Annotated in this window: 17 protein-coding genes; 12 read left to right on the forward strand and 5 right to left on the reverse strand. The window is 46.5% G+C overall.

Going from position 1 to position 25,447, the window contains the following annotated elements:
• The first annotated feature begins 624 nt into the window (after positions 1-624).
• Positions 625-2,370: a DUF262 domain-containing protein gene (locus NG795_RS24695; RefSeq protein ID WP_367291274.1), complete on the forward strand. Its 1,746-nt coding sequence runs from the start codon at positions 625-627 to the stop codon at positions 2,368-2,370.
• 256 nt (positions 2,371-2,626) lie between these two features.
• Here NG795_RS24695 and NG795_RS24700 read toward each other — a convergent pair whose 3' ends face one another.
• The 4 genes from NG795_RS24700 to NG795_RS28470 form a co-directional block, all read right to left on the reverse strand.
• Positions 2,627-3,961 carry a DUF2254 domain-containing protein gene (locus tag NG795_RS24700; protein WP_367291275.1) on the reverse strand — a complete coding sequence of 445 codons (1,335 nt, stop codon included), beginning with the start codon at positions 3,959-3,961 and terminating at the stop codon, positions 2,627-2,629.
• 158 nt (positions 3,962-4,119) lie between these two features.
• On the reverse strand, positions 4,120-5,037 hold the full coding sequence (locus NG795_RS24705) for a polyphosphate kinase 2 family protein (RefSeq protein WP_367291276.1): 918 nt from the start codon (positions 5,035-5,037) through the stop codon (positions 4,120-4,122).
• Positions 5,038-5,085: 48 nt separating this feature from the next.
• Entirely contained in the window at positions 5,086-6,282 is a 1,197-nt protein-coding gene (locus NG795_RS24710; RefSeq protein WP_367291277.1) for a fatty acid desaturase family protein, read from the reverse strand.
• Positions 6,283-6,350: 68 nt separating this feature from the next.
• A complete protein-coding gene (locus tag NG795_RS28470; RefSeq protein ID WP_436836087.1) occupies positions 6,351-6,536 on the reverse strand; it encodes a hypothetical protein in 186 nt (61 codons plus the stop codon).
• A gap of 1,078 nt (positions 6,537-7,614) precedes the next feature.
• Between NG795_RS28470 and NG795_RS24720 the strand changes: the two genes are divergently transcribed.
• The 11 genes from NG795_RS24720 (at position 7,615) to ilvB (ending at position 23,832) form a co-directional block, all read left to right on the forward strand.
• Complete coding sequence (locus NG795_RS24720; protein WP_367291278.1) at positions 7,615-9,057, forward strand: SLC13 family permease; 1,443 nt, start codon at positions 7,615-7,617, stop codon at positions 9,055-9,057.
• A 1-nt stretch (position 9,058) separates the two neighbouring features.
• Positions 9,059-9,490: a hypothetical protein gene (locus NG795_RS24725; RefSeq protein ID WP_367291279.1), complete on the forward strand. Its 432-nt coding sequence runs from the start codon at positions 9,059-9,061 to the stop codon at positions 9,488-9,490.
• Between the two features lie 143 nt (positions 9,491-9,633).
• Positions 9,634-10,170, forward strand: a complete 537-nt coding sequence (gene cysC, locus NG795_RS24730; protein WP_367291280.1) for an adenylyl-sulfate kinase — start codon at positions 9,634-9,636, stop codon at positions 10,168-10,170.
• Between the two features lie 647 nt (positions 10,171-10,817).
• A complete protein-coding gene (locus NG795_RS24735) occupies positions 10,818-11,282 on the forward strand; it encodes a chemotaxis protein CheW (protein WP_367291281.1) in 465 nt (154 codons plus the stop codon).
• Between the two features lie 2 nt (positions 11,283-11,284).
• Positions 11,285-12,610: a CheR family methyltransferase gene (locus tag NG795_RS24740; protein ID WP_367291282.1), complete on the forward strand. Its 1,326-nt coding sequence runs from the start codon at positions 11,285-11,287 to the stop codon at positions 12,608-12,610.
• A gap of 69 nt (positions 12,611-12,679) precedes the next feature.
• Complete coding sequence (locus NG795_RS24745; RefSeq protein ID WP_367291283.1) at positions 12,680-14,431, forward strand: methyl-accepting chemotaxis protein; 1,752 nt, start codon at positions 12,680-12,682, stop codon at positions 14,429-14,431.
• Between the two features lie 452 nt (positions 14,432-14,883).
• Positions 14,884-15,606: a chemotaxis protein CheW gene (locus NG795_RS24750; RefSeq protein ID WP_367291284.1), complete on the forward strand. Its 723-nt coding sequence runs from the start codon at positions 14,884-14,886 to the stop codon at positions 15,604-15,606.
• Entirely contained in the window at positions 15,603-17,957 is a 2,355-nt protein-coding gene (locus NG795_RS24755) for a hybrid sensor histidine kinase/response regulator (protein WP_367291285.1), read from the forward strand. The genes NG795_RS24750 and NG795_RS24755 overlap by 4 nt, the downstream gene beginning before the upstream one ends.
• Before the next feature lie 330 nt (positions 17,958-18,287).
• The gene (locus NG795_RS24760) at positions 18,288-19,298 is read left to right on the forward strand and encodes a chemotaxis response regulator protein-glutamate methylesterase (RefSeq protein WP_367291286.1); all 1,011 of its coding nucleotides are present in this window, start codon (positions 18,288-18,290) and stop codon (positions 19,296-19,298) included.
• 793 nt (positions 19,299-20,091) lie between these two features.
• Entirely contained in the window at positions 20,092-21,549 is a 1,458-nt protein-coding gene (locus NG795_RS24765) for a hybrid sensor histidine kinase/response regulator (protein WP_367291287.1), read from the forward strand.
• Between the two features lie 420 nt (positions 21,550-21,969).
• Positions 21,970-23,832: a biosynthetic-type acetolactate synthase large subunit gene (gene ilvB / locus NG795_RS24770; protein ID WP_367291288.1), complete on the forward strand. Its 1,863-nt coding sequence runs from the start codon at positions 21,970-21,972 to the stop codon at positions 23,830-23,832.
• Between the two features lie 295 nt (positions 23,833-24,127).
• Here ilvB and NG795_RS24775 read toward each other — a convergent pair whose 3' ends face one another.
• On the reverse strand, positions 24,128-25,405 hold the full coding sequence (locus NG795_RS24775; RefSeq protein WP_367291289.1) for a tetratricopeptide repeat protein: 1,278 nt from the start codon (positions 25,403-25,405) through the stop codon (positions 24,128-24,130).
• Positions 25,406-25,447: the final 42 nt, after the last annotated feature.

A 25,447-nucleotide genomic window follows, 5' to 3' on the forward strand; every position in this document is an offset into this window, starting at 1 on the left:
TTGCCGCTAATCCCCCAATCTATTGCTAGTATTGGTTTCTAGCGAACGAGTCGCACCCGCGTCTTAAGACCGGGGAGTAGTCAATAATGGTTTGCTTCGTTGTTGAGTACCGAGAAGTTATTGGCAATTCCTTTCAGAATGTGTCCCGATGCAAAGACAAATAATCGTTAAGCGATCGCCCCAAAAATCAAGACTCACAATAATAGCGATCGCATACCGCAAACCCTTTAGCAGATAGATAATTGAGGATATTGTGCTTCATCAGAACAAGTAATCGTGGTGACTTGACAATTAGCCAAAAACAGAGTTATAATTTTCCTACCAGATCGGTGATAAAACTTGAGTCGGTACGCAGTAACCCACAGTGAGGTTATCATTTTCTCTCGTTGGGTTGCGTTCCTTAACCCAAGCTAAAAGATCGGCGATCGCACTTTATGGAGATGAATGTTGATGCGATCGCCTAGATATTACGAATTATGGTAATGGTGATCGCCTTTAATAGATGATTTTTGAGGTGATCAGTGCATAACACATCATTGGTGTGGGCAAAAGCGTAGTCTTCTGGTGAAGAGTAAAATTTCTCTGGAACTCAATTAGTCCGTTAGCCGAAAACAGAGGACATAAATGTCGAAACTCAATGTTGATCAAAAGTCCATATTTGACTTATTGTCGCACAAAAAATCTGACTTCCTCATCCCTGATTACCAAAGACCATATGCTTGGGATGATCAACAATGTCAAACTCTTTGGGATGACTTATTTTTATTTTCTTTTCCCAATAATAATTGTGATGAATTCAACCGTGACGAAGAAGAATATTTTCTTGGATCAATAGTTACATTTAAAAATGAAAATGGGAAGTCAGAGGTGATTGACGGGCAACAGCGACTTACTACACTATTATTAATCCTTCGTGCCTTTTATGACAAATTTTCAAATATGCAGGACATAAATTCTAGGCGTACTAGGGAACGAATTGAGAAGTGTATATGGAAAACTGACACCTTTGGTAGCGCAGACAAATCACTATTAAAAATAGACTCCGAAGTAGCTACCGACAACGACAAAGATGAATTTCTTGACCTGCTAAGGACTGGCGATATAAAGGCTGGCGCCAAGAGTCAATACGTTCAAAATTACAAATTCTTTCAAAATAAAATAGAAGATTTTTTACAAGGTTTTGCTAGTTATTTCCCATATTTTCCTACTCGAATTTTAGACAACTGTATTCTTTTACCTATTGAGGCAGAGTCCCAAGATACGGCATTACGAATTTTTTCGACACTAAACGATCGGGGTCTTCCACTTTCAGATGCTGATATTTTTAAAGCCCAGTTTTATAAATACTTTAGCGACTCCAATAAGAAAGATGAATTTATCAAGGACTGGAAAGAACTTGAGGAATTATCAAATACAGTGTTTCATCCAATAAGTGGTACACCAATGGATGATCTATTTTCTCGATATATGTATTTTCTGCGAGCAAAAGAAGGAAATAAAAGTTCAACTACGGAATCACTGCGAAAGTTTTATGAACGGAATAAATATCAATACTTAAAGAAAGAAAATACTATAGGTGATCTAAAAACACTGGCTATTTTTTGGAAAAGTATCATCCTTCAAGACAAAGGACGATTCTCGGATAGCATTCTTAAAAAACTGTTTGTACTACATTTTGCTCCAAATGGAATGTGGCAAAATATTACATCTGTCTATTTTTTGCAAAACAAGAACAGCGAAGGTCTTCTGGAGGAAAGCGCTTTTGGCACTTTCCTTGATCGAATTACGGCTTTTATATTTGCATACGCAATAACTAATCCTGGAGTAAATGCCCTTCGTACTCCTGTGTACGATGAAATGATTACCATTGTTAATGGGTCAATCGCTACTTTTTCAAAGTATAAGTTTAATGAGACTCAATCTCGCGCTCAATTTGAAAATTATACATTTACGAACAAAAGGTCAATTACACGCTCCATGATAACTTGGTATGCCCATTCTTTCCCAGAACAAAAACTCCTTGATTTGAAGCAAGGATTCGATATCGAACATATCTATTCGAGAAAGCGACAAGATATCGAAGGTGGTTTAAAAAACGAGAGCAATCTTGAATCCTTGGGGAATAAAATACTTCTGGAAGAAAGTATAAATATAAGAGCATCTGATTACCGATTTGAAGATAAGAAGAAAATATATAGTGGTATACAGCGTCGTGGGAAATGTAAAGACCCAAGCCAAATTCATGAAATTAACAATATTATTGAGTTGAAGGAGTTTGACGAAAACCAGGTGATTACAAGAAGTAAAAATATTCATGATCGTTTTTTTCAATTTTTAAATGAACAAGACCTGATTGAGGTTCAGCAGTGAATCGGCAATAAATATTCGCCTAACAAAGCGTTCACCTCACGGGGAAGTCGCGCACATGAATGCCGACATTATACCGAAGCAGATACGCTTATTAAAATTGTCTGTTTTTAGCCCAGATTAGGCAATCAAAAATGATTTATTTGCTTCGTTGATGAGTTCCGAGAAGCTATAGGCGACCGCTAAAGATTAATAATCAATAAGCGATCGCCTCCTTCAATCTCATCCCCACAACAAGCGATCGCCTTCTTCTTCTTGATTAAACTTGACCGATCGCTTTCACCGCAGCCAGATACCGCTCCTTCACATTTTCGTAGTCTAACTCCTCCGCAATTCCTTCCTGGCTACCGCGTTCAATCATATCGGCATGACGCTGTAGTGTGGTTCGGTCTGGTATTCGGTGAGTAAAAGGCGCGATCGCCGAGATCGCCTCTAACAAACGCATCGTCACCGCAACACTCGACTTTCCATACTGCCGAATCTGGTTGAAAGCCGCATCCGTCGCATCCGCAAACGAGATCGGTTCAGCGATGATCCGAAGCTGATTGTGGTCATCGTAGCGATAGGGAGAAGGAATTTCTCTTTGGGCTAAATGACAAAGAGCCGCGCTCAGTTGATCGATGCAGCGGATGGCAGTAAACGGATCATTAATACCTGGAGAAAGGGCGCGTACTGCAATCTCAACCAGTTGGTCGATGGGAAACTCCACATCTTGCTGCTCTGTGCGCTGTGAACCGAGAACAAAAGCCTCGTTGATCTGGACTGCAAGCTTTTTGTTTACCTTTTCTTCAGGAAAGACCCGTACAATTTCACTTCCTTTTACCACAAAGCGACCAGGACGCTGCTGAACCCGCAATAACAGATTATTCTCTGTCGCAATCTGCATCAGTTGCTTGTCATTAATCGTTTGAATGTAGCCACTGGCGATAGTCTTAATAGGACAGGCAACTCGATCGAAGTCAGCAGGAATAGCGGCTAGGCTCTCCTCCTCTAGATGCTTTGATGTATTCCGTCCAATTCTGTCAGGAAAGAGCCGATCGATCGCAACATCAAGATCAGACCCCACTTGTTTTATGATCTGATCGACCTGAATTGATGAGGCTGAATGATGAATAAAGTAAATCAATACGCCAACACTGGCGATCGCCAAGCCAAGGCCGATGGTCACTGCCAGGTGAGGGACAAACTCATCTTTTTCCACCCCATTGATCGTTCGCAGCACCATCAAGCTATACACAAACGTGGAAATGAAAGTTCCCAGTACAATTTGGTTGCCCGTGTCTTGCATAAAGGTCCGCAGCAAGCGCGGCCCAAACTGGGAAGAGGCAAGCTGAAGTGCCACGATTGTAATAGAAAAGGCAGTGGTAGCAACAGTCACCATTGAACCCGCGATCGCAGAAAGAATGGCCCGTGAACCATTAGGCCCTAGAGAATAAGCCCAGTCTATGTTTTCGATGATAGTGGCTTCTTGCCTGTGGTCAATCCAGATGGTAATAAAGGAAAGGGCGATCGCCAGCAACACCATCAGGGTTGGCACAAACCAGAAACTGGAATTTAATGAGTCCCACAGTTTAGCTAACTTAGCGTATTTCATCGATAGTATAGCAACCGCTTTCAGCGGTTAGGGGCTAGGGGCTAGGGCGTCGGGAAAGAAGGGGAAGAAGGGAATAGAATAAACTGGGTGTCAATGATGCCAGCTACTACAAGGCGAGTAAACCATTGGCGATCGCTAAAATCAACCAATTCTCATCCTTATTTCTGGCTCTCCAGAATTTTCTTCGCATTCAAAAGCTCTTGATGTTGCTCTTTACTAAGCGTAGGATATTTGAGATTCAGTTCCTTCAACTGGGTGTAAATGATCCCCGCCACAACCAGACGAGTAAACCATTTATGATCGGCGGGGATAATGTACCAAGGGGCATATTTTGTACTGGTGTGATTGAACATATCCTCATAGACAGCCATATAGTCATCCCAAAAGCTACGCTCATTTGCATCATTTTCAGAGAATTTCCAATTCTTTTCAGGGCGATTAATCCGTTCTAAAAAACGGTCTTTCTGCTCCTCTTTAGATACATTTAGAAAAAACTTGAGGATGATCGTTCCATTATTGACCAGATGCTTCTCAAAGTTGTTGATTTCCTGAAAGCGGCGCTTCCAAATATCATTATCAGTTATGCTAACCGGGAGAGATCGCTGCTCTAGGATTTCTGGATGTACTCTTGTTACTAAAATTTCTTCGTAATAAGAACGATTAAAAATGCCAATTCGTCCTCTTTCGGGTAAAGCCTTAGAACATCGCCACAAATAGTCATGGTTTAACTCTTGCGTAGATGGAGCTTTAAAGCTATGCACTTGACATCCTTGAGGATTAATCCCAGACATAACGTGCTTGATGGTACTATCTTTTCCCGCCGCATCCATAGCCTGAAAGATGATTAGCACAGCATGGGTGTTTTCGGCATAGAGAACATCCTGATATTCAGCTAACGCATCAATACCTTCCTTTAATTGACCTTTAGCTTTCGACTTTTTGAGGTGATCGGCTTTATAGCCTGGATCGTAGTCTTTGGCAAGAGAAATTTTTCGTTCTGGTGGCACAATAAAAGGACGAATCAAATCGTCAAGTTTTTCGATTGGGAATAAATTATCAGATTGATGATCTGTCATGTTTTTAACTCTCAAATATTAGTAAAAAACAAAAAGTTGCAGACGAAATTATTCACTGCAATCATTTAAGATTGTGCCTGGGGCATCGGAACCATTATCGATCGCTCTTGCCGAAAAAGGCTCAAAAAATCTAAAAGTAGTTCCCATTTTTCGTAGCCAACGATAATGGGATGATAATCCTGACCAAAAAGAAATATGTTGGTTATATCTCACTCCATATTCTCGACAAGTATGCTCCACGATTTTAGATATTTCAGGATAGTTAATATGGCAGATATTGGGAAATAAATGATGCTCAATTTGAAAATTCAATCCACCCATAAACCATGTCATAAAATGGTTATTCCGAGAGAAGTTTATCGTTGTTTCGAGCTGATGCACCGCCCAATCTTTCTCAATGAGACTCAACTCGGCAATTGGTAATGGGAAATCGGCTTCTTCGACCACATGAGCTAATTGAAATACTACGCTCAACACTACTCCCAAGGTGAAAGCTACTAATCCATAGCTCGCTAAAACTTGCCATAGCCCATGAAATTGTAAGGGAATCACAAAGGCAAGCGCGAAAAATACCAGTTTGCCACCAAAAAATATCACTAGATTACTAGACTTAGGACGTGGATAGCGGCGATCGCCAATTTTGCCAGCGATCAGACAATAAAAATCATCATAAAAATGCCACTTAATCGCTAAAAATCCATACAACAACCACAAATAATAATGTTGCCAACGATGGAAGGCTAAGTGCGGATGAGAAGGAGAAAGTCGCCCAAAAATTCCCACATCCAAATCCTTGTCATAACCAGCAATATTGGTATAAGTATGATGGAGAACATCGTGCTTCCAATGCCAAAGATAAGAACTGCCGCCAATCAAATCTAAACTCATCGCCATGAGCTTATTAACCCATAGCGAATCGGAATATGCGTGATGTGCGCCATCATGTTGAATACCAAAACCAATGCCTGCGGTAACGACACCGAGCATAATGCACAAGGGAATTACCTGCCACCATGTCTGAGCTACCAAAACTAATAGAGAATATAATCCGAAAAAGCTAAACAACAAGATAATAGTTTTCGCATACATTTGTGGACAATCACGAGCCTTGCGATCAGGATTTTGAAAAAGTTCGTCAACCCTTCGTTTTAGTTCTGTCTTAAACCCACTATTCTTGCCAAATTTCAATTTTTTTGCGGCCTCTTTTTCAAGAACCACAGACTGATGAGATTTGTTGACTTGCATTTTGTTGTACCGTATTTAACTCTCAAATATTAATATCTTGGGTAAGCGATTCACAATCTCTTCTATACCTAATCATGCAAACGCACGCGCCGTAACAACATGGCATTAATTGAAACAATAACCGTCGAAATGCTCATCAGGACTGCACCCACAGCAGGCGATAAGATAATGCCGAACGGTGCTGCAATTCCTGCCGCCAAGGGAATGCCAATGACGTTTTCTGGATTAAAATGGACCTGGCTTTTTTTAAACAAGTTGAAATCATGGCAATGGCCCGGTCCAAAATTTAGGCAAATAATCTCTTTAGTTTCTTGATTCGATGACCACTTGCATTTTTATGCTGTGGTATTTTTTCTTTCCTGCCTGAGTAGTATTTTTTCTGCATTTTCGGCAATGACTAAACGCTCTATCCCTTGTACAGCAATCGGTCTAGCTGTCTTGTCCCCCTCTCAGATTAACAAGTTGCGAGGCGCGATTGCATCTTCCTAACGGTATAAATAATATTTCTGTCTAATTCTGTCTAATTCGGTTGGTCGATTTCATCCTGATTTCATTTTTTCGGGAAAAGCTTAGAAGTGAGTGCTGCCGGGAAGTTGCGAGAAACTTGCCGGGTAAGTCCAAAAGCCCGCATCCGCACGCCGCAAATTAGGGCTTGACTCTCCAGTTAACTAGAGAATTTAGACTATAAAAAAGAAACTAAATGGAGATAAAGCCTACGCAACTGATTTCTTTAAAAACTGGCTTTTTGGCGTTTAGCCTTGTGGCGATCGCCTCCATAATATGTAGCAGATTTTTAAGTCAAAATATGCTTATGTCTCCGTAAAAATAGCCTTCTTATCCGATAGGTATAGCACTCTAATCTATAACCCGCAAAGCTTACATCTGCCGCTGGATTTGGCTGGCGGCATCGGTCCCACTGGATTTTTCGATTTCGGCACGGAGAATATCAAACGCGCGCTCGCTCAAACGAACCATAAACAGCACCTGGGTAATGGGTTCTGGTCTGCTGGGATGGCCTGGGCGCAGCCTCTGCTCAGGAGTCCGGAAAGCCCTTAATTAAAGACAGTACGGACCTTTTTTTCCATTCTGTAATTATCTCATAACCAGATTGAGGCCAATCTAAATCCATCCTAAAATCCATTGACACCGAATCCGAGCAGGAGTCCCCCGCGAAAAATGTTTAGAACCGGGAAAGCGATCGCCTATAATAGCCGGAATGTGTCGGAAATCCCCCACTCGTTCTCGTCCAGCCTTCTGTATTCTCCTGGCCGATCGCCAGCGACTTCAACCGACTCCCATCAACACCGCGCTTCACCCCTTTGAATACCAAATATGGGCCTAAAACAGTATTTTGGGTTTATCTCCAAGCGCATCAGCGCCTTATTGCAACGCTCGCAACTCTTTCAACATCGCTGGATCGGCTACTTAATCGCCGTGGCGATTTATGTCACCCTCTTACTCATCCCCCTTCCCGGGTTTGAACCCAGTGCCCAACGCGCCTTTGCCGTCTTTGGTTTAGCCGCCTTTTCCTGGGGGACCACCCTGCTGCCTCTGCCGGTTACGGCGATCGTCATCCTGTTCTTGCTGCCCTTTAGTGGAGCAATTTCCGCCCAGGAAACCTACGCCTATTTTGGCAACCGGGCGGTGTTTTTCATTCTCGGGGCTTTCATTCTCGCCAGTCCCATCATGCGATCGGGACTCAGTACCCGGATTGCCTTAGCGGTAGTCACCCGATATGGAAACAGCCAGCGCCAGATTCTCGCGGCCATTTTAGGACTCTCGGCCCTGATGTCTTGTTTTATTAGTGCTCATGCCGTGGCAGCCATGTTATTTCCCATTATTTTAGAGGTGGTGCGGGCGGCTGGAGCCAAACCGGGCAAAGGCTTTGGGGTCGCGGCCTTTTTATCCCTCGCCTGGGGCGTCGTGATTGGCTCAAATACTACCCTCCTTGGGGGGGCTAGGGGACCACTAGCCTTGGGAATTCTCCAAAATACCACAGGTCAAACCATTTCCTTTGCCCAATGGACCCTGTTTGTGGCTCCAGTGGTGCTGGTACTGTTACCGATCGCCTTTTTCGTCCTCCAGGGAGTGGGACAAACCGAACAAGTCTCCCTCTCCACAGCGCGCCGGTTCCTAGAAAAGCGCAATCAGCAACTTGGGGAGATTTCTCGCCGGGAAATTATGACCGCAGGAATCTTAATCGTGACCATTTTGTTATGGATCACCCTAGGCGATCGCTGGGGTTTAGATGTGATTGCCTTGTTGGGAGTCATCTTAACGTTTATTCTGGGAGTGGCACATTGGGGTGAGGTCGAAGAAGATGTCAACTGGGGGATTTTTATCATGTATGGCAGTGCGATCGCCCTGTCGGCGGCCCTCAATGATACCGGGGCCGCTTCCGCACTCACCCAACTCCTCTTGGGTTTTGGAATTGAGTCCCCGTTGCTAATCTTCGCTGCCGTCACCATGATCGCCTTGGCAATGACTGAATTTATGAGCAATTCTGCTGCTGTAGCGGTGATTCTACCCGTGGCCCTGGCCCTGGCCCAAAAATATGGGATTGAACCCCGTGCCATGACCCTGGGGGTCGTGATTCCCGCTGGGTTGGGGTTTATGCTGCCCGTGAGTACCCCGGCCTTGGCGATCGCCGTGAGTAGTGGCTATGTTCGTCCTCTGGCGGTCCTGCGCTGGGGAGTCTGGCTGGATATTATTTCGATTGTGGTATTTCTGGGCATTAGCCAATTCTATTGGCCCTTAGTCGGATTGAGGGGTTGACATGAAGGAAATTTTACTCGTATTGACCAACCCGTATGGTTATGAAAAAGCGCTCCATCTTGCCTTTGAGGAAGCCAAACAAGCCGATTGCTTCTTAAGCATTACCTTTGTCATTGATCCCGAGGCGATCGATGACCTGATGCGGGACTTGGGAGAAAATGGTTGGTTGGGAATTGGGTCCCGTCGGACCTTGCAGATCTCGATGATGGAAGGATATCGCGCCTTAGCCACAGACATTTTAGAGGAAGTCTCTCGTCGTGCCGTTTCTATGGGAATCGCGGCGAAAACTGCCCTCAACGAGCAGGGAATCCGCAGTTATCTGAGTGGGTTGGGGACCCCAGGACCGGAGAAAATTTTCGTCAGTGGTTCCCATGCTCTGGGTCCTCTGATTCAAACCCTGGACTGCCCCTTAGAATGGGTCCCCGAAGATTGAATCCTTAAAAGCGGTGGCAATCAAATCACTGACCCCCGGAATTAGCGATTTAACAGGGGGGACAAATTTCTGTACAATCGAAAAGCCTTGAAGGGTGGTTGAGAAACAATCGTTTATTGCACAATATCTGGAGTTAAGTCAAAATGCAACAGCGTGGTGTCACGGTGTGGTTTACAGGTTTGAGCGGTGCAGGCAAGACTACCATTAGCCAGGGAGTGGAGAAAGAACTGCGATCGCAAGGATATCAACTCGAAATTCTCGATGGAGATATCGTTCGCCAAAACCTGACGAAGGGACTGGGTTTTAGTAAAGAAGACCGCGACGAAAATATTCGCCGCATCGGTTTTGTCTCTCATTTATTAACCCGCAATGGGGTGATTGTTTTGGTGTCAGCGATCGCCCCTTACCGTGAAATCCGCGAAGAAGTCCGCCATCGGATTGGTGACTTCGTTCAGGTTTATGTAAATGCGCCTCTGGAAGTCTGCGAAGAACGCGATGTCAAGGGGCTTTACAAAAAAGCTCGCGCTGGGGAAATTAAAAACTTTACCGGCATTGATGACCCTTATGAGGCTCCCCTCAATCCGGATATTGTATGTTCTACTAAAGACGAAACCGAGGCAGAAAGTATCGCCAAGGTGCTGCAATATCTCAAAGATAAGGGGTATATCACCACCGCTTAAATTCCCGAGGGATTAGAAACCGGGTTTCTTCAGAAACACTGTAGCAACTAGCAGATTTCTGTAGGCAAGAAACCCGTTTTCTGCTGCCTGCTAGGGGGAAGAGAACGGGGTTTTTTCCAGAACTTACGCGGCCTTTGGAGACCCAACCCTAGAATGTAGGGGCATCCTTCCCGAATCGCCCCTACATTGAGCAAAAACCCGCACCCGATCGGGTGGGTTCGAGAAAAAACCGACTATTGACCCTCAGATTGGGGATGATACTCCATTTCGCAATACTGATAAGTCTATAAAAACGAGCCGCGTCAATCTGTATCTGTAGGGGCGCAATGCGCCCCTACAATCCGTTTTTATAAACCTTTAAATACCGTATGGAGGATGAGTATTAAATCCCAGTGTGCGGATTAGACCGCTTTAAGGGCGCTAACACCGCAGAGGTCGTTACACAATTGAGCGCGTAACCAAACTAAACGGTTTATCGGGAAAATAGGAATTTTTGAATTGCCCTTCAGGCACCGAAGTCGGGTTACTCTCTTGTTACTTGAGGAGGGATTCGAGGATTCAGTCTGAAAGGGGGAACGCTACAATTGATGAGATCCGGATCTTCTATCCCCTATTCCTCTGTTGCCGGTTGAGGCTCAAATTCAACAATGTTAATGTTACTGTTTTATGTCGGGCCTGATCGGTATGCCCTAGGCTGTTCCCAGGTCGTAGAAGTCATTCCCCTGGTGGAGTTGAGAAAACTATACCACGCCCCAGAATATATGGCGGGATTGTTTAATTACCGAGGGAGCATTGTTCCAGTTCTCGATTTATGTCATTTGATTCAAGGGAGTTCTTCTCGCTCTTGCTTAAGCACTCGGATTATTCTGGTTAAGTATCAGCAAAACCACCAGAATGAGCAACTGATTGGATTAATGGCCGAGCGAGTGACTGATACGGTGAATGTCCCGGAATCTCAATTTAAGGGAGAGGGGATTCACTTAGAAAATGCAGCCTATTTGGGCAAAATCATCATGGACGAAGAAAAAGGGACAATCCAGCAGTTGCGCCTAGATTATTTACTTTCACAGCAAGCACAAGCATTCCTATCGCCAATTGGGGAGACTGAATAGCAATGGTTTGGGACGAAATTGAGCGAAAACTCAGCAATACGAGCGGATTAGACCCGAAAACCCTAGGCTCTCAGGCGATCGTCAAAGCCGTTCGAGACCGGATGCAGGTTTGTGGGGTTGAGAATGTAACCACCTATCTCGATGTATGGCTCTGTTCTCCCCAGGAATTACAGGCCCTAATTGAGGAGACCGTTGTGCCTGAAACCTGGTTTTTTCGGGAGCCTGAATCTTTTGAGTTTCTCCGGCGTTACGTCCTGTTCGAGTGGTTACCCCACCACCGAGAAGGTATTCTCCGCCTGTTAAGCGTTCCCTGCTCAACGGGAGAAGAACCTTATTCCCTCGCGATGATGCTCCTAGATGCAGGGTTACCTCCGAATAGGTTTGCGATTGACGCCGTTGATATCAGTCAAAAAGCCCAAGCTAAAGCTAAACAAGGTCTCTATCGAGAGCATTCCTTTCGGAGTAAAAATTTAGGCTTTCGCCACCGCTATTTTGAGGAAACCGCGCCGGGATATCAACTTTCAGCGGCAGTTAAGGAGACCGTAAATTTTATCCAGGGCAATCTTTTAGAACCCCTTTTTTTGTATGGAAAACCGCTTTATGATATTATATTTTTTCGGAATTTATTAATTTATCTGGAACCTGCGGCTCGCGATCGCGCCTTGCAAGTGTTAAATCGGTTATTATCTCCCTCTGGACTGCTGTTTGTTGGCTCTGCTGAAGCCGGACCGATGATTGAGCAGCGATTCATCTCCCTGCGCCATTCCATGACTTTTGCCTACCGCAAGCGACAAAAAAGCGATGGAACCGCTCGCTTCTATGTCCCAGGGGATGAGCCTGAATACTCTTCCTTCCAGGTTCCCCCGCCAACTCCCCCGCGCTCTGACTCTCCTGGATTTCCACCCCAATCCTCACTCCCTTCTTCTGCGGAACTCCCCCCAGAAGCCAGAAGAGAACATCCTCCAAGCTCCGAGGCGATCGCCGCGAACACCCCTTCCTCACCCCAGCCAATCCCTGAGTCCCTTCTGATGCAGGCTAGACATCTAGCGGATGTCGGACAATTGTATGAAGCCGCCCAGCTATGCGAAACTTACCTCAGTCAACATCGCACCGATGCCAATGCCTATGTCTTATTAGGTGAAATCCGCCAAGGCGCAGGACAGTCTGAGCGTGCCGAACAATGTTGGGAAAAAGCCGTTTACCTCCAACCCTATCACTATGAAGCCTTGACACATCTGCTCTTGCTCAAAGAATCTCAAGGAGATCTCACCCATGCCAGTACCCTTAGACAGCGGATTCAAAGACTGCTCAACTCTCAGGAGAAATAGCACACTCTCATTCCGGGGTAAAGATTAATAGACCCATCCAAACCCTTTCAACACCAAAGGAAAAACAGAATGTTTCGGAATCTCTCTTTGCAAGCTCGAATGCTGGCGGCTTTTATATTTATGGGCTTAATTGTATTAATTGTAGCCCTAGTCGGTTGGGGGGGAAATCATCGGTTAAGTAATCGCCTCGACACCATTACAGGTAACGCCATGCCGAGCGCGATCGCCTTATGGAAAATCAAAGAAGGTCAGACCCAAATTCAGGCCGCAGAACGATTACTCCTCAATCCCCGCAGTACCAGCGATCGCCGAACTATTGCCAAACAAAGAATCAATCGAGCATGGCAACAAATTAATCAAGGATTTGCTGAATATAGCAATATCCTCAATAAAGACCCAGAAGAAGACCGCCTTTATAACCAGTTTATGCAGGCATGGAATCAGTGGAAAGGACTCCATGAAAACTTCCTTCAACTCAATCAAGAGTTTGAAGCATACGGGATTTTCCAGCCCTGGGAAACTCAAATCCAGTTATGGGAAGCCCGACAAAGTAATAGCCCCCAAATGGCAACGGCTAGAGCCGCCGCTGAGGTTCTTGAAAGCATGAATGCCCAACGCGCTCGCATCAATATTCCGGCCTATCAAGCGGCAGAAGAAACCCTGCAAGAGGTCGTAGCATACAATCAAGAGGTGGCTGCCCAAGTGGTCACACAGGCCGAACAAGATGTGGCTCAAAGTAGTTTTTGGGTCATGCTGGGAATGCTCCTCGGTCCCTTGACTGCCATCATTTTTGGCCTGTATTTTAGCAACACGATCGCCAAACCCCTCGGGGCCAAAATTGTCGGGGTGGTTCGAGTCGCGGAAAAGATTTCCTCCGGAGACTTGACCACCCAGGTGAAGGTGACGGAAACTCAGGATGAAATTGGCCGGTTAACGGTTGCTTTTGCTCAGATGACCCAAAAGTTAAATTCCTTAATTCGTCAGGTCCAACATTCGGGAATTCAAATCACCAGTTCCACTACAGAAATTGCAGCATCGGGCAAACAATTAGAAGCGACGGTGACAGAACAAGTGGCTTCGACGAACCAAGTCGTCGCCACGGCTAAAGAAATTGCGGCCACCTCTGGCGAATTAGTTAAAACAATGGATCAAGTCGGGGAACTCGCCGGACAAACGGCAATTGCTGCCGGAACCGGGCAACAAGAAATTGTTCGCATGGAAACGACGATGCGCCAATTAGCTAATGCTACCGCTTCGATTTCTGCCAAATTGGGGGTGATTAGCGAAAAAGCAAATAACATTAATAGTGTGGTGACTACCATTACCAAAGTGGCGGATCAGACTAATTTGCTCTCTCTCAATGCGGCGATTGAAGCTGAAAAAGCGGGGGAATATGGCACAGGTTTTGCGGTGGTTGCCCGGGAAATTCGGCGACTGGCGGACCAAACGGCGATCGCCACGTTGGATATTGAAAGTATGGTCAAAGATATGCAATCGGCTGTTTCCACTGGGGTGATGGAAATGGATAAATTCACCACAGAAGTCAGCCGAGGGGTTGAGGATGTTCGCACCATCAGCGGCCAAATTGGTAAGATTATTGAGCGGGTTCAAAGTCTGACTCCCCGATTTGATGCGGTGACTAAAGGTATGGAGGATCAATCGGAAGGGGCTCAACAAATTAGTGATGCAATGGTTCAACTGAGTGAAGCCTCCCGACAAACGGCCCAATCTCTGCGGGATACCAATCGGGCGATCGAGCAATTAAATGAAGCCGCTCAAGGATTGCAACGAGAAATCTCGTTTTTCAAGGTGCAAATCTAAGGGGCGATCGGCGCTATTTCTGCTCCCCTCCCTGACCCCAGGAGGTTGTTGAGGCCGAACCCCAACTCTCACTCACACAGAGGGGAGAGCGATGGAAACCCAACACCTGTCAAGTTGACGGAGTAAGGTTGACCGCATTTTTGTAAAAACCCGAAAGTCTGGGTATTGCTGATGATAAAACCCGGGTTTTTGGAGAAAATTATTGCCAATTCTTAACCCAGAAAGGGCAATGAAACCCGGTTTCTCGTCCCGGGGTCATCCGACTCCTTATGATACTCCATACGGTATTTAAAGGTCTATAAAAACGGATTGTAGAGGCGCAATGCGCAGGCCCCTAAAAATACCGCTTGACGCGGCTCGTTTTTATAGACTTATCAGTACCGTATGGAGTATGACCGAGCATCTGACTATTACTCCTGTGCAAAATTATCCCCCTCATGGAGAGTTGCTCTATGACTGAAAAGTGCTGGAACCAAATCGGAATAGAGGGCGATCGCTCTTGTCCCGAACTCAATACAGTCATCCATTGCCGAAACTGCCCTGTTTATACCAGTGCCGGTCGCAGTTTATTGGAACGGGACGCCCCAGAAAACTACCGGGCTGAATGGACGGATTTACTCGCTCAAACCCCCTCAACCCTAACGAGCGATCGCCAGACCCTTCCCCAACTACAACGAGCGACAGCGGAATTCTTTGACCCACTTTCTCTGCTGATCTTTCGCCTCGGGGTAGAATGGTTAGCCCTGGCCGCCTCTACCTTCCAAGAAATCACTCAGCCTTGCACCATTCATACCTTACCCCACCGAACTAACGAAATTCTCCTGGGCTTAGTGAATATTCGAGGGGAACTTTTGCCCTGCATTTCTCTGAGAAATCTCCTAGGGTTGGAACCCCCAGGCACTTATCCGAAACCGTTAAACGGTCCAGGGAATTTGACGCGGACGGTTTATTCCCGTATGGTCGTTGTGAATATTCAAGGAGATATCTGGGTCTTTTCCGTAGATGAAATTGAGGGAATTCACCGATGCGATCGCCATTTGATTGAAGAAGTCCCAGCGGTGGTTTCCAAAGCCCCGATTACTTATACTCAATACATTGTAAACTGGCAAGACAAAAAAGTAAATTACCTGGATGAAGAATTTGTATTTTCTACTCTGAAACGGAGGATTTTGTGAAACACCATGAACAAGATTTAAGTCAATTATCCATGCTCGATTTATTCGGGATGGAGGTTGAAACCCAATCGGCTCTATTAAATGAAAATTTATTAAGCCTAGAAAATCACAGTCAGTCCGGCCAAGAACTCGAAGCGTTAATGCGGGGTGCTCATTCGATTAAAGGGGCGGCCCGGATTGTTCAAATTGAGGAAGCGGTCCAGATTGCTCATCGGATGGAGGACTATTTTGTAGCCGCCAAGGAAGGTCGAATCGTGGTTTCAGAAAACCATATTGATGTGCTACTTTCCGCCGTGGACCTGCTCTTGAGTATGAGCAAGGTGAGGGAACCGGAGTTAAAAGGCTGGATGCAGCACCATCAGCCGGAAATTGACCTGATCGCCAGCCAAATCCAGGAGATTGCCTCCCCAGCTCCCCTAGCTCCCCCAGCTCCCCCAGCTCCCCCAGAATTGGGCGCTCACGAGCCGGAACCCCCATCCCCACCTGAACCGCAGGATAACCCCGTTGACCCCCCCCCTTCCCCGCTCCTGGTTCCTTTTCCAGACACTGCACCGCCTCCAACGGTGAGGGCGCAATCCCCTTCCTCCTCTGGTTCCAGTGGCGATCGCGTCGTCCGCTTAAGTGCAGACAACTTAAATCGATTAATGGGTCTAGCCGGGGAGTCCCTGATTGAAGCCAATTGGTTACAACCCTTTGCCGATTCCCTACTCAAACTCAAAAAACACCAGACCGAATTATCAAAAACCCTAGAAAAATTAGAAAGTTCATTGAGCGACCCTCAAAGGAGTCAATTGGCAAAAACTCACATAGAAAGCGCTCAAATTCATCAAAAAGAATGCTTAGAAATTCTCACGAATCGCATCAACGAACTCGAACTTTTTTCCCGTCGTTTTGCTAACCTTTCCGACCGTCTCTATCGGGAAGTAATTGACAGTCACATGAGACCTTTTGCTGAAGGGATTGCGGGGTTTCCGCGCATGATGCGAGACTTAGCTAAACAACTAGGGAAGTCCGTAAATTTTGAAATCATGGGCAAATCTACCAAGGTTGACCGCGATATTTTAGAGAAGCTAGAAGCTCCCCTGACTCAAATTTTGCGAAATGCGATCGCCCACGGGATCGAATCACCCCGGGAACGGATTGAGAAAGGAAAACCCCCGGAAGGAACTGTGCGCCTCGAAGCGGTTCATCGCGGTGGAATGCTGTTGATTACAATTTCTGATGATGGTCGAGGCATCAATTTAGCCGAGGTCCGGCAACAGGTGATTGCTAATCAATTGGTCAATCCTGAGTTTGCCCATCAGCTCACCGATACGGAACTGATGGAATTTTTATTTTTACCCAGCTTTTCCACGGTTACGGAGGTGACTGAAATTTCTGGACGCGGTGTCGGGTTAGATATTGCCAAGGGCATGATGCAAGAAGTCGGGGGGTTATTGCGTGCTCAGTCTGAACTGGGAAAAGGGACCCGTTTTCATCTGCAATTGCCCTTAACGCTCTCGGTGATTCGCACCCTGTTAGTGGAAATTTCGGCAGAACCCTACGGGGTTCCTCTCGCCCGAATTGATCGGATTGTTCAGATTAAGCGGGGGGAACTCTTTGTTGTGGAAAACCGGCAATATTTTAGCCTTAATGGTCAAAATGTTAGTCTGGTGAGTGCTCATCAAGTTCTGGAATTAGAAAAGAGTGAACTGAATGAGGAGTTGTTATCGGTGATTGTGATGAGCGATCGCAGCAACTATTATGGCTTAGTGGTCGATCGCTTCCTCGGTGAGCGAGATTTGGTGGTCCGCCCCCTAGACTCCCGTCTGGGCAAGGTCCGAGATATTAGTGCGGCAGCATTAATGGAAGATGGGTCTCCCGTTTTAATTATTGATGTGGAAGATTTAGTGCGATCGCTGGATCTGCTTCTCAGTAGTGGCCGGTTAAGTCAAATTACCCAGGATACCCAAGTCAAAGAGTCCAAACATCATAAAAAAATTCTGGTGGTTGATGATTCGATTACGGTCCGAGAAATGGAGCGTAAATTGTTGCAAAATAAAGGCTATAAAGTCGATATCGCGGTCAATGGTATTGATGCTTGGAATGCCGCCAGAACCGGGGAATATGACCTAATTATTACCGATGTTGATATGCCCAGAATGAATGGCATTGAGCTGGTTAACCACCTGAAAAGCCATGCAAAATTGAAGTCTACTCCGGTGATTATTGTGTCCTACAAGGACCGGGAAGAAGACCGGCTTTTAGGGTTAGAAGCGGGGGCAAATTATTACTTGACAAAAAGTAGTTTTCATGATGATACCTTTTTAAATGCGGTCATGGATATGATCGGGACGGCGGATGAGAGTTGATCGCTCCGGGATCGAGGCGATCGCTGGGATCAGCGCACTGGAGGACTGAATCTCGGAGCAGCATTGCCGGAAAACCTCTTTCCTGTCGCCCAGACAGGGGGCTTTGTGGATGACTGTAGTACCACCATGCCAACATCTACCGGAGAAACTATCGGCAATTTAGTCACGCTTGTTGAGTCCGAGGTGAGCGGATTATTTTAAATTGACCCTAAAAATCATGCTTAGCCTGAGTTATTTATTAAAAAAATAATTTAAGGAAAAAGAGGGGAATTTAGATATAATAGGAGAAATTTCAAAATTTGTTCATTACAATACCTTAAACTCTCTTATATGAAAATTGCTATTGTTAATGATATGCTGTTGGCAATAGAAGCCTTACGGCGCGTCTTAACATCAGTGCCGGATTATGAACTGCTTTGGGTGGCCCGGAATGGGGCGGAAGCCCTGGATAAATGTACCTCGGTGCGACCGGATCTCATTTTAATGGATGTCTTCATGCCGGTGATGGATGGGGTAGAGGCAACTCGCCAAATTATGGGTCGTTGTCCCTGTGCCATATTGCTGGTCACCTCTAGTATTAACACTCACTTACCTAAAGTATTTGAAGCCCTCGGATATGGCGCGCTAGATGTAGTGATTACTCCAATTCTGGGACACTACGGCAATGCCGAAGGGGGAGAAACCCTCCTGGAAAAAATTAGGACGGTTCATAAATTGCTGGGTAAACCCCTCAGCAAAAAGCCCAGAACTCCGATTCCTGCCAAGTGGTCTTATCCGACTCAACCCTATCCCTCCCTGGTGGCGATCGGCGCTTCTACGGGAGGTCCCACGGCGATCTCCAAGATTTTGTCTCAGTTACCCCAGGATTTTAGAATAGCCGTGGCGATCGTCCAGCATATCGATGTCCAGTTTTCCGCCAGTTTTGTCCAGTGGTTATCCCAGCAAACCCGCTTGAAAATCGATTTGGCTCAAGAGGGAATGACCCCGCAACCCGGTAAAATCATCGTCGCCGCAACCAACGATCATCTCCTCATGCGCCCCGATCGCACCCTGGGCTATACTAAACATCCCCGGAGTAATCCCTATCGTCCCTCGGTGGATGTTTTTTTTACAAGTTTGGCTGAAAACTGGCCAGGGCAAGGATTAGGGGTGTTGCTCACCGGCATGGGACGAGATGGAGCAATAGGATTAAGTCTCTTGCGATCGGCCGGTTGGCAAACGATCGCCCAAGATGCCAGCAGTTGTATCGTCTATGGAATGCCCAAAGCTGCGGTCGAATTGGGAGCAGTGCAAGAAAGTTTGACTCCCGAGGCGATCGGGCTAAAACTCCTGAGTCTCTAATCAGTCATCCAGTTTCTGAGTTAGGTTTGGGAGTGATTTACCCTCGGGCCTGGATACGGTTTTGCAATCTCCCGGACAAGAATCCGGGTTGCACTGGAAACAGCCACTTATACCAAATTCGGCTATTTCCAGTGGTTTTTTTGTCTTAAACTCCAAGAAGAAAGGCGTCCGGTTGGGAGTCTGAACCCTTGAGGGGTGCTGAGGTTGGGCCAACCGACAAGTACCCCCTGGGCTCGGAGAAAGGGGTAACATTTTGTACAGAACCCCGGTTGGTTTTCCCTGTACTTTACCCCTGGATCAGATTGCTCAACAGGGGAATAGAGGGAATGGACTGGAAACTTTTTCAGCTGTGCCCTGTCCACCGAATAAAAGTTACCTCTGGACTCCATTCTATGATAAGTTTACAAAATTCAGTAGTCATTGTTACTACTGTTCTCTCATCAGCGCAACATCTACAAAAGCTGAACCCCTCTGTTCTTCAGTTCTCCAGATTGAGAGTTCAAAGGGAAACTGGCGTTGATATTTTTAAGCCTAAAGATAGATGACATAGGATAGTGGAGTATAAAAAATGAAAAGAAGGGGAATGACAATAAATGACAATAGAGTGCCTCTACGACTCCCGGGTGATCGTCCATTCCATGAAAATTTAACCTAACCCCATCAATGGGTGAGCCATTTTATTTTAGGAGCCTAAATGCAATCAAGGGTCACGAGTGAAGAATTAATCAAAGTGAATCACGCGATCGCTTTACTTTCCAACCCTAAATTTCCAGTCCGATTCCGGGAAACAGCAATGAGTAGAGAACTTTCAGACCAACCTGTATCTATTTTATTAATAGACGATCAGCCGATTGTCGGTGAAGCCATTAGGCGGATGCTGGCAACGGAAAAAGATATTAAATTTTGTTATTGTACCGACCCGGATCAAGCCATTCAACTCGCCACTCAAATTCAGCCCACGGTAATTTTACAGGATTTAGTGATGGGGGAGATTGATGGGTTGATGCTCCTGCGCTTCTTTAAAGCTAATCCAGGGACTCGCAATATTCCCATCGTGGTCCTCTCCACAAAGGAAGAACCCCAAAAAAAAGCCCAAGCCTTTGCTTCAGGGGCCAATGATTACTTAATTAAAATCCCGGACAAAATTGAGCTAGTTGCTCGACTGCGTTACCACTCTAATGCTTATCATAATTTATGCAAAGGTTATGAATTCGAGCGAACCCAACAGTACAATAAAGAGTTAGAATTGCGGGTCCAAGAGCGCACCCAAGAACTAACCGAAGCTCTAGATAATCTCAAACAAACCCAAGCGCAATTAGTTCAAAGTGAAAAAATGTCCGGTCTAGGGCAACTGGTGGCGGGAATTGCCCATGAAATCAACAACCCTATCAGTTTTATTTCGGGGAATTTGATTCATTTTATTGAATATGCCGAAGGATTATTAACCTTAGTGGAAATGTACGAACAAACCTTTCCCGAGCTACCGATTACGATTCAAGATTTTAGGGAATCCCTAGACTTAGAATTTATTCGAGAAGACTTGCCTCGCTTAATCTCTTCCATCCGAGGAGGATCCGATCGCATTCGGGAAATTGTAGTAAATTTGCGTAATTTTTCACGAATGGATGAATCGGACCGAAAACCGGCAGATATCCATGAAGGGCTTGAAAGCACCCTGGTGATGCTACAACATCGCCTGGAGGAGAATCAGATTGAGCTAAGCAAGGAGTATGGAGAGTTACCCGCGATCGATTGTTATCCGGGACAACTCAATCAGGTGTTTATCAATATGTTGTCCAATGCGATCGATGCCGTGAGCGATCGCCAGCAACGCTCTCCCAGAAAAGCCATTTCCGATAACGGTGAGACGGTTCCCGGGAAAATCAGCATTAAAACTCAACTTCAAGGCGGGGTAGTGACGATTCGGATTACAGATAATGGGATAGGAATTCCCCCCGCACTTCAAACCCAAATTTTTAACCCCTTTTTCACCACCAAGGAAGTGGGACAAGGAACGGGATTGGGATTGGCAATCAGCTATGAAATTATTGTCAAAAAACATCACGGACGCATTCGATGTGAGTCGCACCCCAATCGCGGCACCGAGTTTACCATTGAAATTCCCTTCGAGTCTAACCAACCGAGTAATATTCGCCAACTGCCCCGCAGTCATAAAGAAAGTGCTGTCTCCTCAGTCTCTCAACCGCCTCCAACAGAAATCCCTTCGCTACAGTGGCTTGAAGTCGGTTAATTTGACAAGGTAACGGTTCAGTTCAAACCCTAGGCCCCTAGCTCTATGCCCTCATCCAGTGACCTGCACCTCGGGTCCCCTGCCCTCTGTCTTGGGTGGGGTTCGCCTGGGATGGCGGGAGGGGGCCAGAACGGGCTCCGATATGATGGACTCAGGGGTTGGGTAAAAAATAGAGGGCTTAGATAAGGGCCACAGTGGGTTGAAGTCAACTAAATGAGAAGCTAGAGCTAAAATCTCAATAAAAAAACATCATATTTCATTAACTCTTAAGGCATGATGAAAATAGAAACTTTTATAGTAGCGTCCGTAACCCGTTCTTCAAGAGGCCGGGAAATAGCTACTCCCTTGAGTTATTTTTCTTCCCCGGTCTAAAGAGCGGGGGATTTACAACTATTCCCATAGAGTACATGAGGTTTGCCCATGCTTTCAGAAAGCAGATCAGACAGAAAAACAAAACCCGTCGTGGTTCCCACTCGTAGAACCGGCGCTTATGCGTTGATGGATAGTCTCAAGCGTCACGGAGTCAAACATATTTTTGGCTATCCAGGAGGGGCGATTTTACCGATTTATGATGAACTGTATCGGTTTGAAGCCGCAGGGGATGTCCAGCATATTTTAGTTCGCCATGAACAAGGAGCCTCTCATGCGGCAGATGGCTATGCCCGCGCCACAGGCAAGGTGGGGGTTTGCTTTGGGACATCCGGCCCGGGGGCAACGAATTTAGTCACGGGGATTGCCACGGCCCACATGGATTCGATTCCAATGGTGATTATTACCGGACAGGTACCCCGGGCGGCCATCGGCACGGATGCCTTCCAGGAAACGGATATTTATGGAATTACCTTACCGATTGTCAAGCATTCTTATGTGGTGCGCGACCCTCGGGATATGGCGCGGATTATCGCCGAAGGGTTTCATATTGCCAGTACCGGCAGACCCGGTCCGGTGTTGATTGATATCCCTAAAGATGTGGGTTTAGAAGAGTTTGACTATGTGCCCGTGGAACCGGGGAGTATTAAATTACCGGGATATCGACCGACGGTGAAAGGGAATCCCCGGCAAATTAATCAGGCGATCGAGTTAATTCGCCAAGCCAAAAAACCCTTACTGTATGTCGGTGGAGGCGCGATCGCCGCCAGTGCTCATCACGAAATTAAAGAACTCGCCGAACATTTTCAGATTCCAGTCACCACCACCCTAATGGGCATAGGAGCCTTTGAGGAACATCATCCTTTGTCCTTGGGAATGTTAGGAATGCATGGCACCGCCTACGCAAATTTTGCCGTAAGCGAATGCGATTTGCTGATTGCCGTCGGTGCTCGTTTTGACGATCGCGTTACCGGCAAGCTGGATGAGTTTGCCGCCCGCGCCAAAGTCATTCATATCGATATCGACCCCGCAGAGGTGGGTAAAAACCGGGGACCCGAAGTTCCCATCGTCGGAGACGTGCAGCAAGTGCTCATGGATCTGTTGCGTCGCCTGCGGGAAACCGGGGATATTACCGATGCCAATCAAACGAAAGAATGGTTAGGACGAATTGAGCGCTGGCGGGAGGATTATCCCTTGTTAGTGCCTCATCCAGAAACCGCCCTCTCTCCCCAAGAGGTGATCGTAGAAGTGGGACGGCAAGCACCAGATGCCTACTACACCACCGATGTGGGACAGCATCAAATGTGGGCCGCCCAGTTCCTGAAAAATGGCCCCCGTCGATGGATTTCCAGCGCCGGATTAGGCACAATGGGGTTTGGAGTCCCAGCGGCGATGGGTTCCCAAGTAGCACTACCGGATCACCAAACCATCTGTATCAGTGGCGATGCCAGCTTCCAGATGAACCTGCAAGAACTGGGGACGATCGCCCAGTATGGCATTAAAGTCAAAATTGTCATTATCAATAATGGCTGGCAAGGGATGGTCCGTCAGTGGCAAGAAACCTTCTATGGGGAACGCTACTCCTCGTCCAACATGGAGATTGGGATGCCGGATATTCCGTTACTCTGTCAGGCTTATGGCATGAAAGGGAAGGTGGTATCAACCCGGGACGAACTCCAGGATGCGATCGCTGAAATGCTGGCTCATGATGGACCCTTTGTCCTCGATGTCCATGTTACCCGCAACGAAAACTGCTATCCAATGGTAGCCCCGGGTAAGAGTAATGCTCAAATGATAGGTTTACCCGAACTCAAGAAAAAAGACTTACAGGTTGAGTTAGTTTATTGCAGCAATTGTGGGGCAAAAAATGCCTCCACCAATCACTTCTGCCCTGAATGCGGGACGAAGCTCTAGGGTAAGAGAGATGGGGAGGATGGGGAGAAAGTTTGTAGTAACGACTTCAATCGTTCTCCCCGTTCGTAGTAACGACTTCAGTCGTTCTCCCCGTTCGTAGTAACGACTTCAGTCGTTGCTCTTGTGTCAAGGCGCAAGCCGTGACACCCACCATTGCCGACTGAAGTACCTGCTTGGGGACTGGAGGACATCCAAAGGGGCGTGATGAAAGCTCACGCTTTCTTCACGAGGTAACGACTGAAGTCTTTACTACAAACTTTCTCCCAATCTCCCCAATCTCCCCCATCTTCCCCCTCTAGTGGGACAACAACCCGATCGCCTGATTATTCGCCTCGATCGCCTCGGAATAGCGGCCTAGTTTTTGCAACACCACCCCTTTATTAATCCAAGCATCGCGAAAGTCGGGTTTCATTTCTAGGACTTTATCCCAACTGGTTAATGCCTCTTCTAACTGATTTAAACTAGATAGAGCAATCCCGCGATAAAACCAAAATTGCACATCATTGGAGTTGAGGGCGATCGCCTGCTCTAAACTGGCTAATGCCTCATCCCATTGGCCTAAATTAATCCCCAAGGCCAACCCTTTATTATACCAAACTTCGGGATTATCAGGCTTTAATTCTAAAGATTTATTCCAACTGATTAATGCCTCATCAATGCGTTCTAAATCGTAAAGCGCATCCCCCCGCGCACCCCAGGAAAACCCATCATCTGGGCGAAGTTCAATGGCGCGATCATAAGCGGATAGAGCCTCTTCAGCTTGCTGTAAATTAAACAAGGCATTGCCGCGATTCATCCAAGCGCCTGCATGATTGGGTTCGAGTTCAATGACCCGATTAAAGGCATTTAGGGCAGCGCGATCGTCCCCTGCTTCCAAGCGTTCCACCCCTCGGGTCAACCATCCTTGCACATCCAAAGGTTCATCCAGGGGTTGAATCACCACAGGCATTTCTTGCCCTTGAATCGTCCCCAACTCATCCAGACTCACCGCTAATCCGGGGGCAGTTTCTAATGGAGAGGATTCGGTTACTAACTCCGGTGTCGCATTCTCGGAACTCTCCACCGGATGGGCTATTTCCCCGAGATTTAACTCCGGTGAAGGGGTTTGAGTTCCTGTCAAGGCTGAATTCTGCGCCGGTTCCTCGTTGTGAGGTGGTTTTTCCCGGTGAATGTCAAAGGGAGCTTCCCTTGCCAATAACTGAGTGGCAATTTGACGAGCAGCGGTACTAACGGAGCCATATCCCAGTTCCCCGAGACGCTGCAAGCGGCGTGCCAGCTCCGGATTGGGGGCGGGGGAAGCTAATAAATTGCTGCCAAATTGCTGTAACCAATTACTCCATCGCTCATCGGTGACGCGATCGCCAAAAGCTTCAAAAAATCGCCGCACCTTAACTTGCTGCCAACCTTTATGAATGCCATCGAGCAACTGGAGAAAATAATGCTCTAATTCGGAATTACTTAGGGGGTGAAGGTCTCGTCTCGGTTCCAATTCAGCCCGATGGGATGAGCCTTTCAACCCTCCCAAAACGGCCCGAAAAAACCTCACCAATTGTTGCCAAATCCGCCCAATCATCTGCCACCTCTGTGATCGATTGCGATCGCCATTTCACTCCTT

The organism is Laspinema palackyanum D2c, assembly GCF_025370875.1.
GTDB classification, from domain to species: Bacteria; Cyanobacteriota; Cyanobacteriia; order Cyanobacteriales; family Laspinemataceae; genus Laspinema; species Laspinema palackyanum.

Bases quoted from the DNA above. Each gene is read 5' to 3' on its own strand.
- NG795_RS24695 (WP_367291274.1), top strand. From the start codon at position 625: ATGTCGAAACTCAATGTTGATCAAAAGTCCATATTTGACTTATTGTCG.
- NG795_RS24700 (WP_367291275.1), bottom strand. From the start codon at position 3,961: ATGAAATACGCTAAGTTAGCTAAACTGTGGGACTCATTAAATTCCAGT.
- NG795_RS24705 (WP_367291276.1), bottom strand. From the start codon at position 5,037: ATGACAGATCATCAATCTGATAATTTATTCCCAATCGAAAAACTTGAC.
- NG795_RS24710 (WP_367291277.1), bottom strand. From the start codon at position 6,282: ATGCAAGTCAACAAATCTCATCAGTCTGTGGTTCTTGAAAAAGAGGCC.
- NG795_RS24720 (WP_367291278.1), top strand. From the start codon at position 7,615: ATGGGCCTAAAACAGTATTTTGGGTTTATCTCCAAGCGCATCAGCGCC.
- NG795_RS24725 (WP_367291279.1), top strand. From the start codon at position 9,059: ATGAAGGAAATTTTACTCGTATTGACCAACCCGTATGGTTATGAAAAA.
- cysC (WP_367291280.1), top strand. From the start codon at position 9,634: ATGCAACAGCGTGGTGTCACGGTGTGGTTTACAGGTTTGAGCGGTGCA.
- NG795_RS24735 (WP_367291281.1), top strand. From the start codon at position 10,818: ATGTTAATGTTACTGTTTTATGTCGGGCCTGATCGGTATGCCCTAGGC.
- NG795_RS24740 (WP_367291282.1), top strand. From the start codon at position 11,285: ATGGTTTGGGACGAAATTGAGCGAAAACTCAGCAATACGAGCGGATTA.
- NG795_RS24745 (WP_367291283.1), top strand. From the start codon at position 12,680: ATGTTTCGGAATCTCTCTTTGCAAGCTCGAATGCTGGCGGCTTTTATA.
- NG795_RS24750 (WP_367291284.1), top strand. From the start codon at position 14,884: ATGACTGAAAAGTGCTGGAACCAAATCGGAATAGAGGGCGATCGCTCT.
- NG795_RS24760 (WP_367291286.1), top strand. From the start codon at position 18,288: ATGAAAATTGCTATTGTTAATGATATGCTGTTGGCAATAGAAGCCTTA.
- NG795_RS24765 (WP_367291287.1), top strand. From the start codon at position 20,092: ATGAGTAGAGAACTTTCAGACCAACCTGTATCTATTTTATTAATAGAC.
- ilvB (WP_367291288.1), top strand. From the start codon at position 21,970: ATGCTTTCAGAAAGCAGATCAGACAGAAAAACAAAACCCGTCGTGGTT.
- NG795_RS24775 (WP_367291289.1), bottom strand. From the start codon at position 25,405: ATGATTGGGCGGATTTGGCAACAATTGGTGAGGTTTTTTCGGGCCGTT.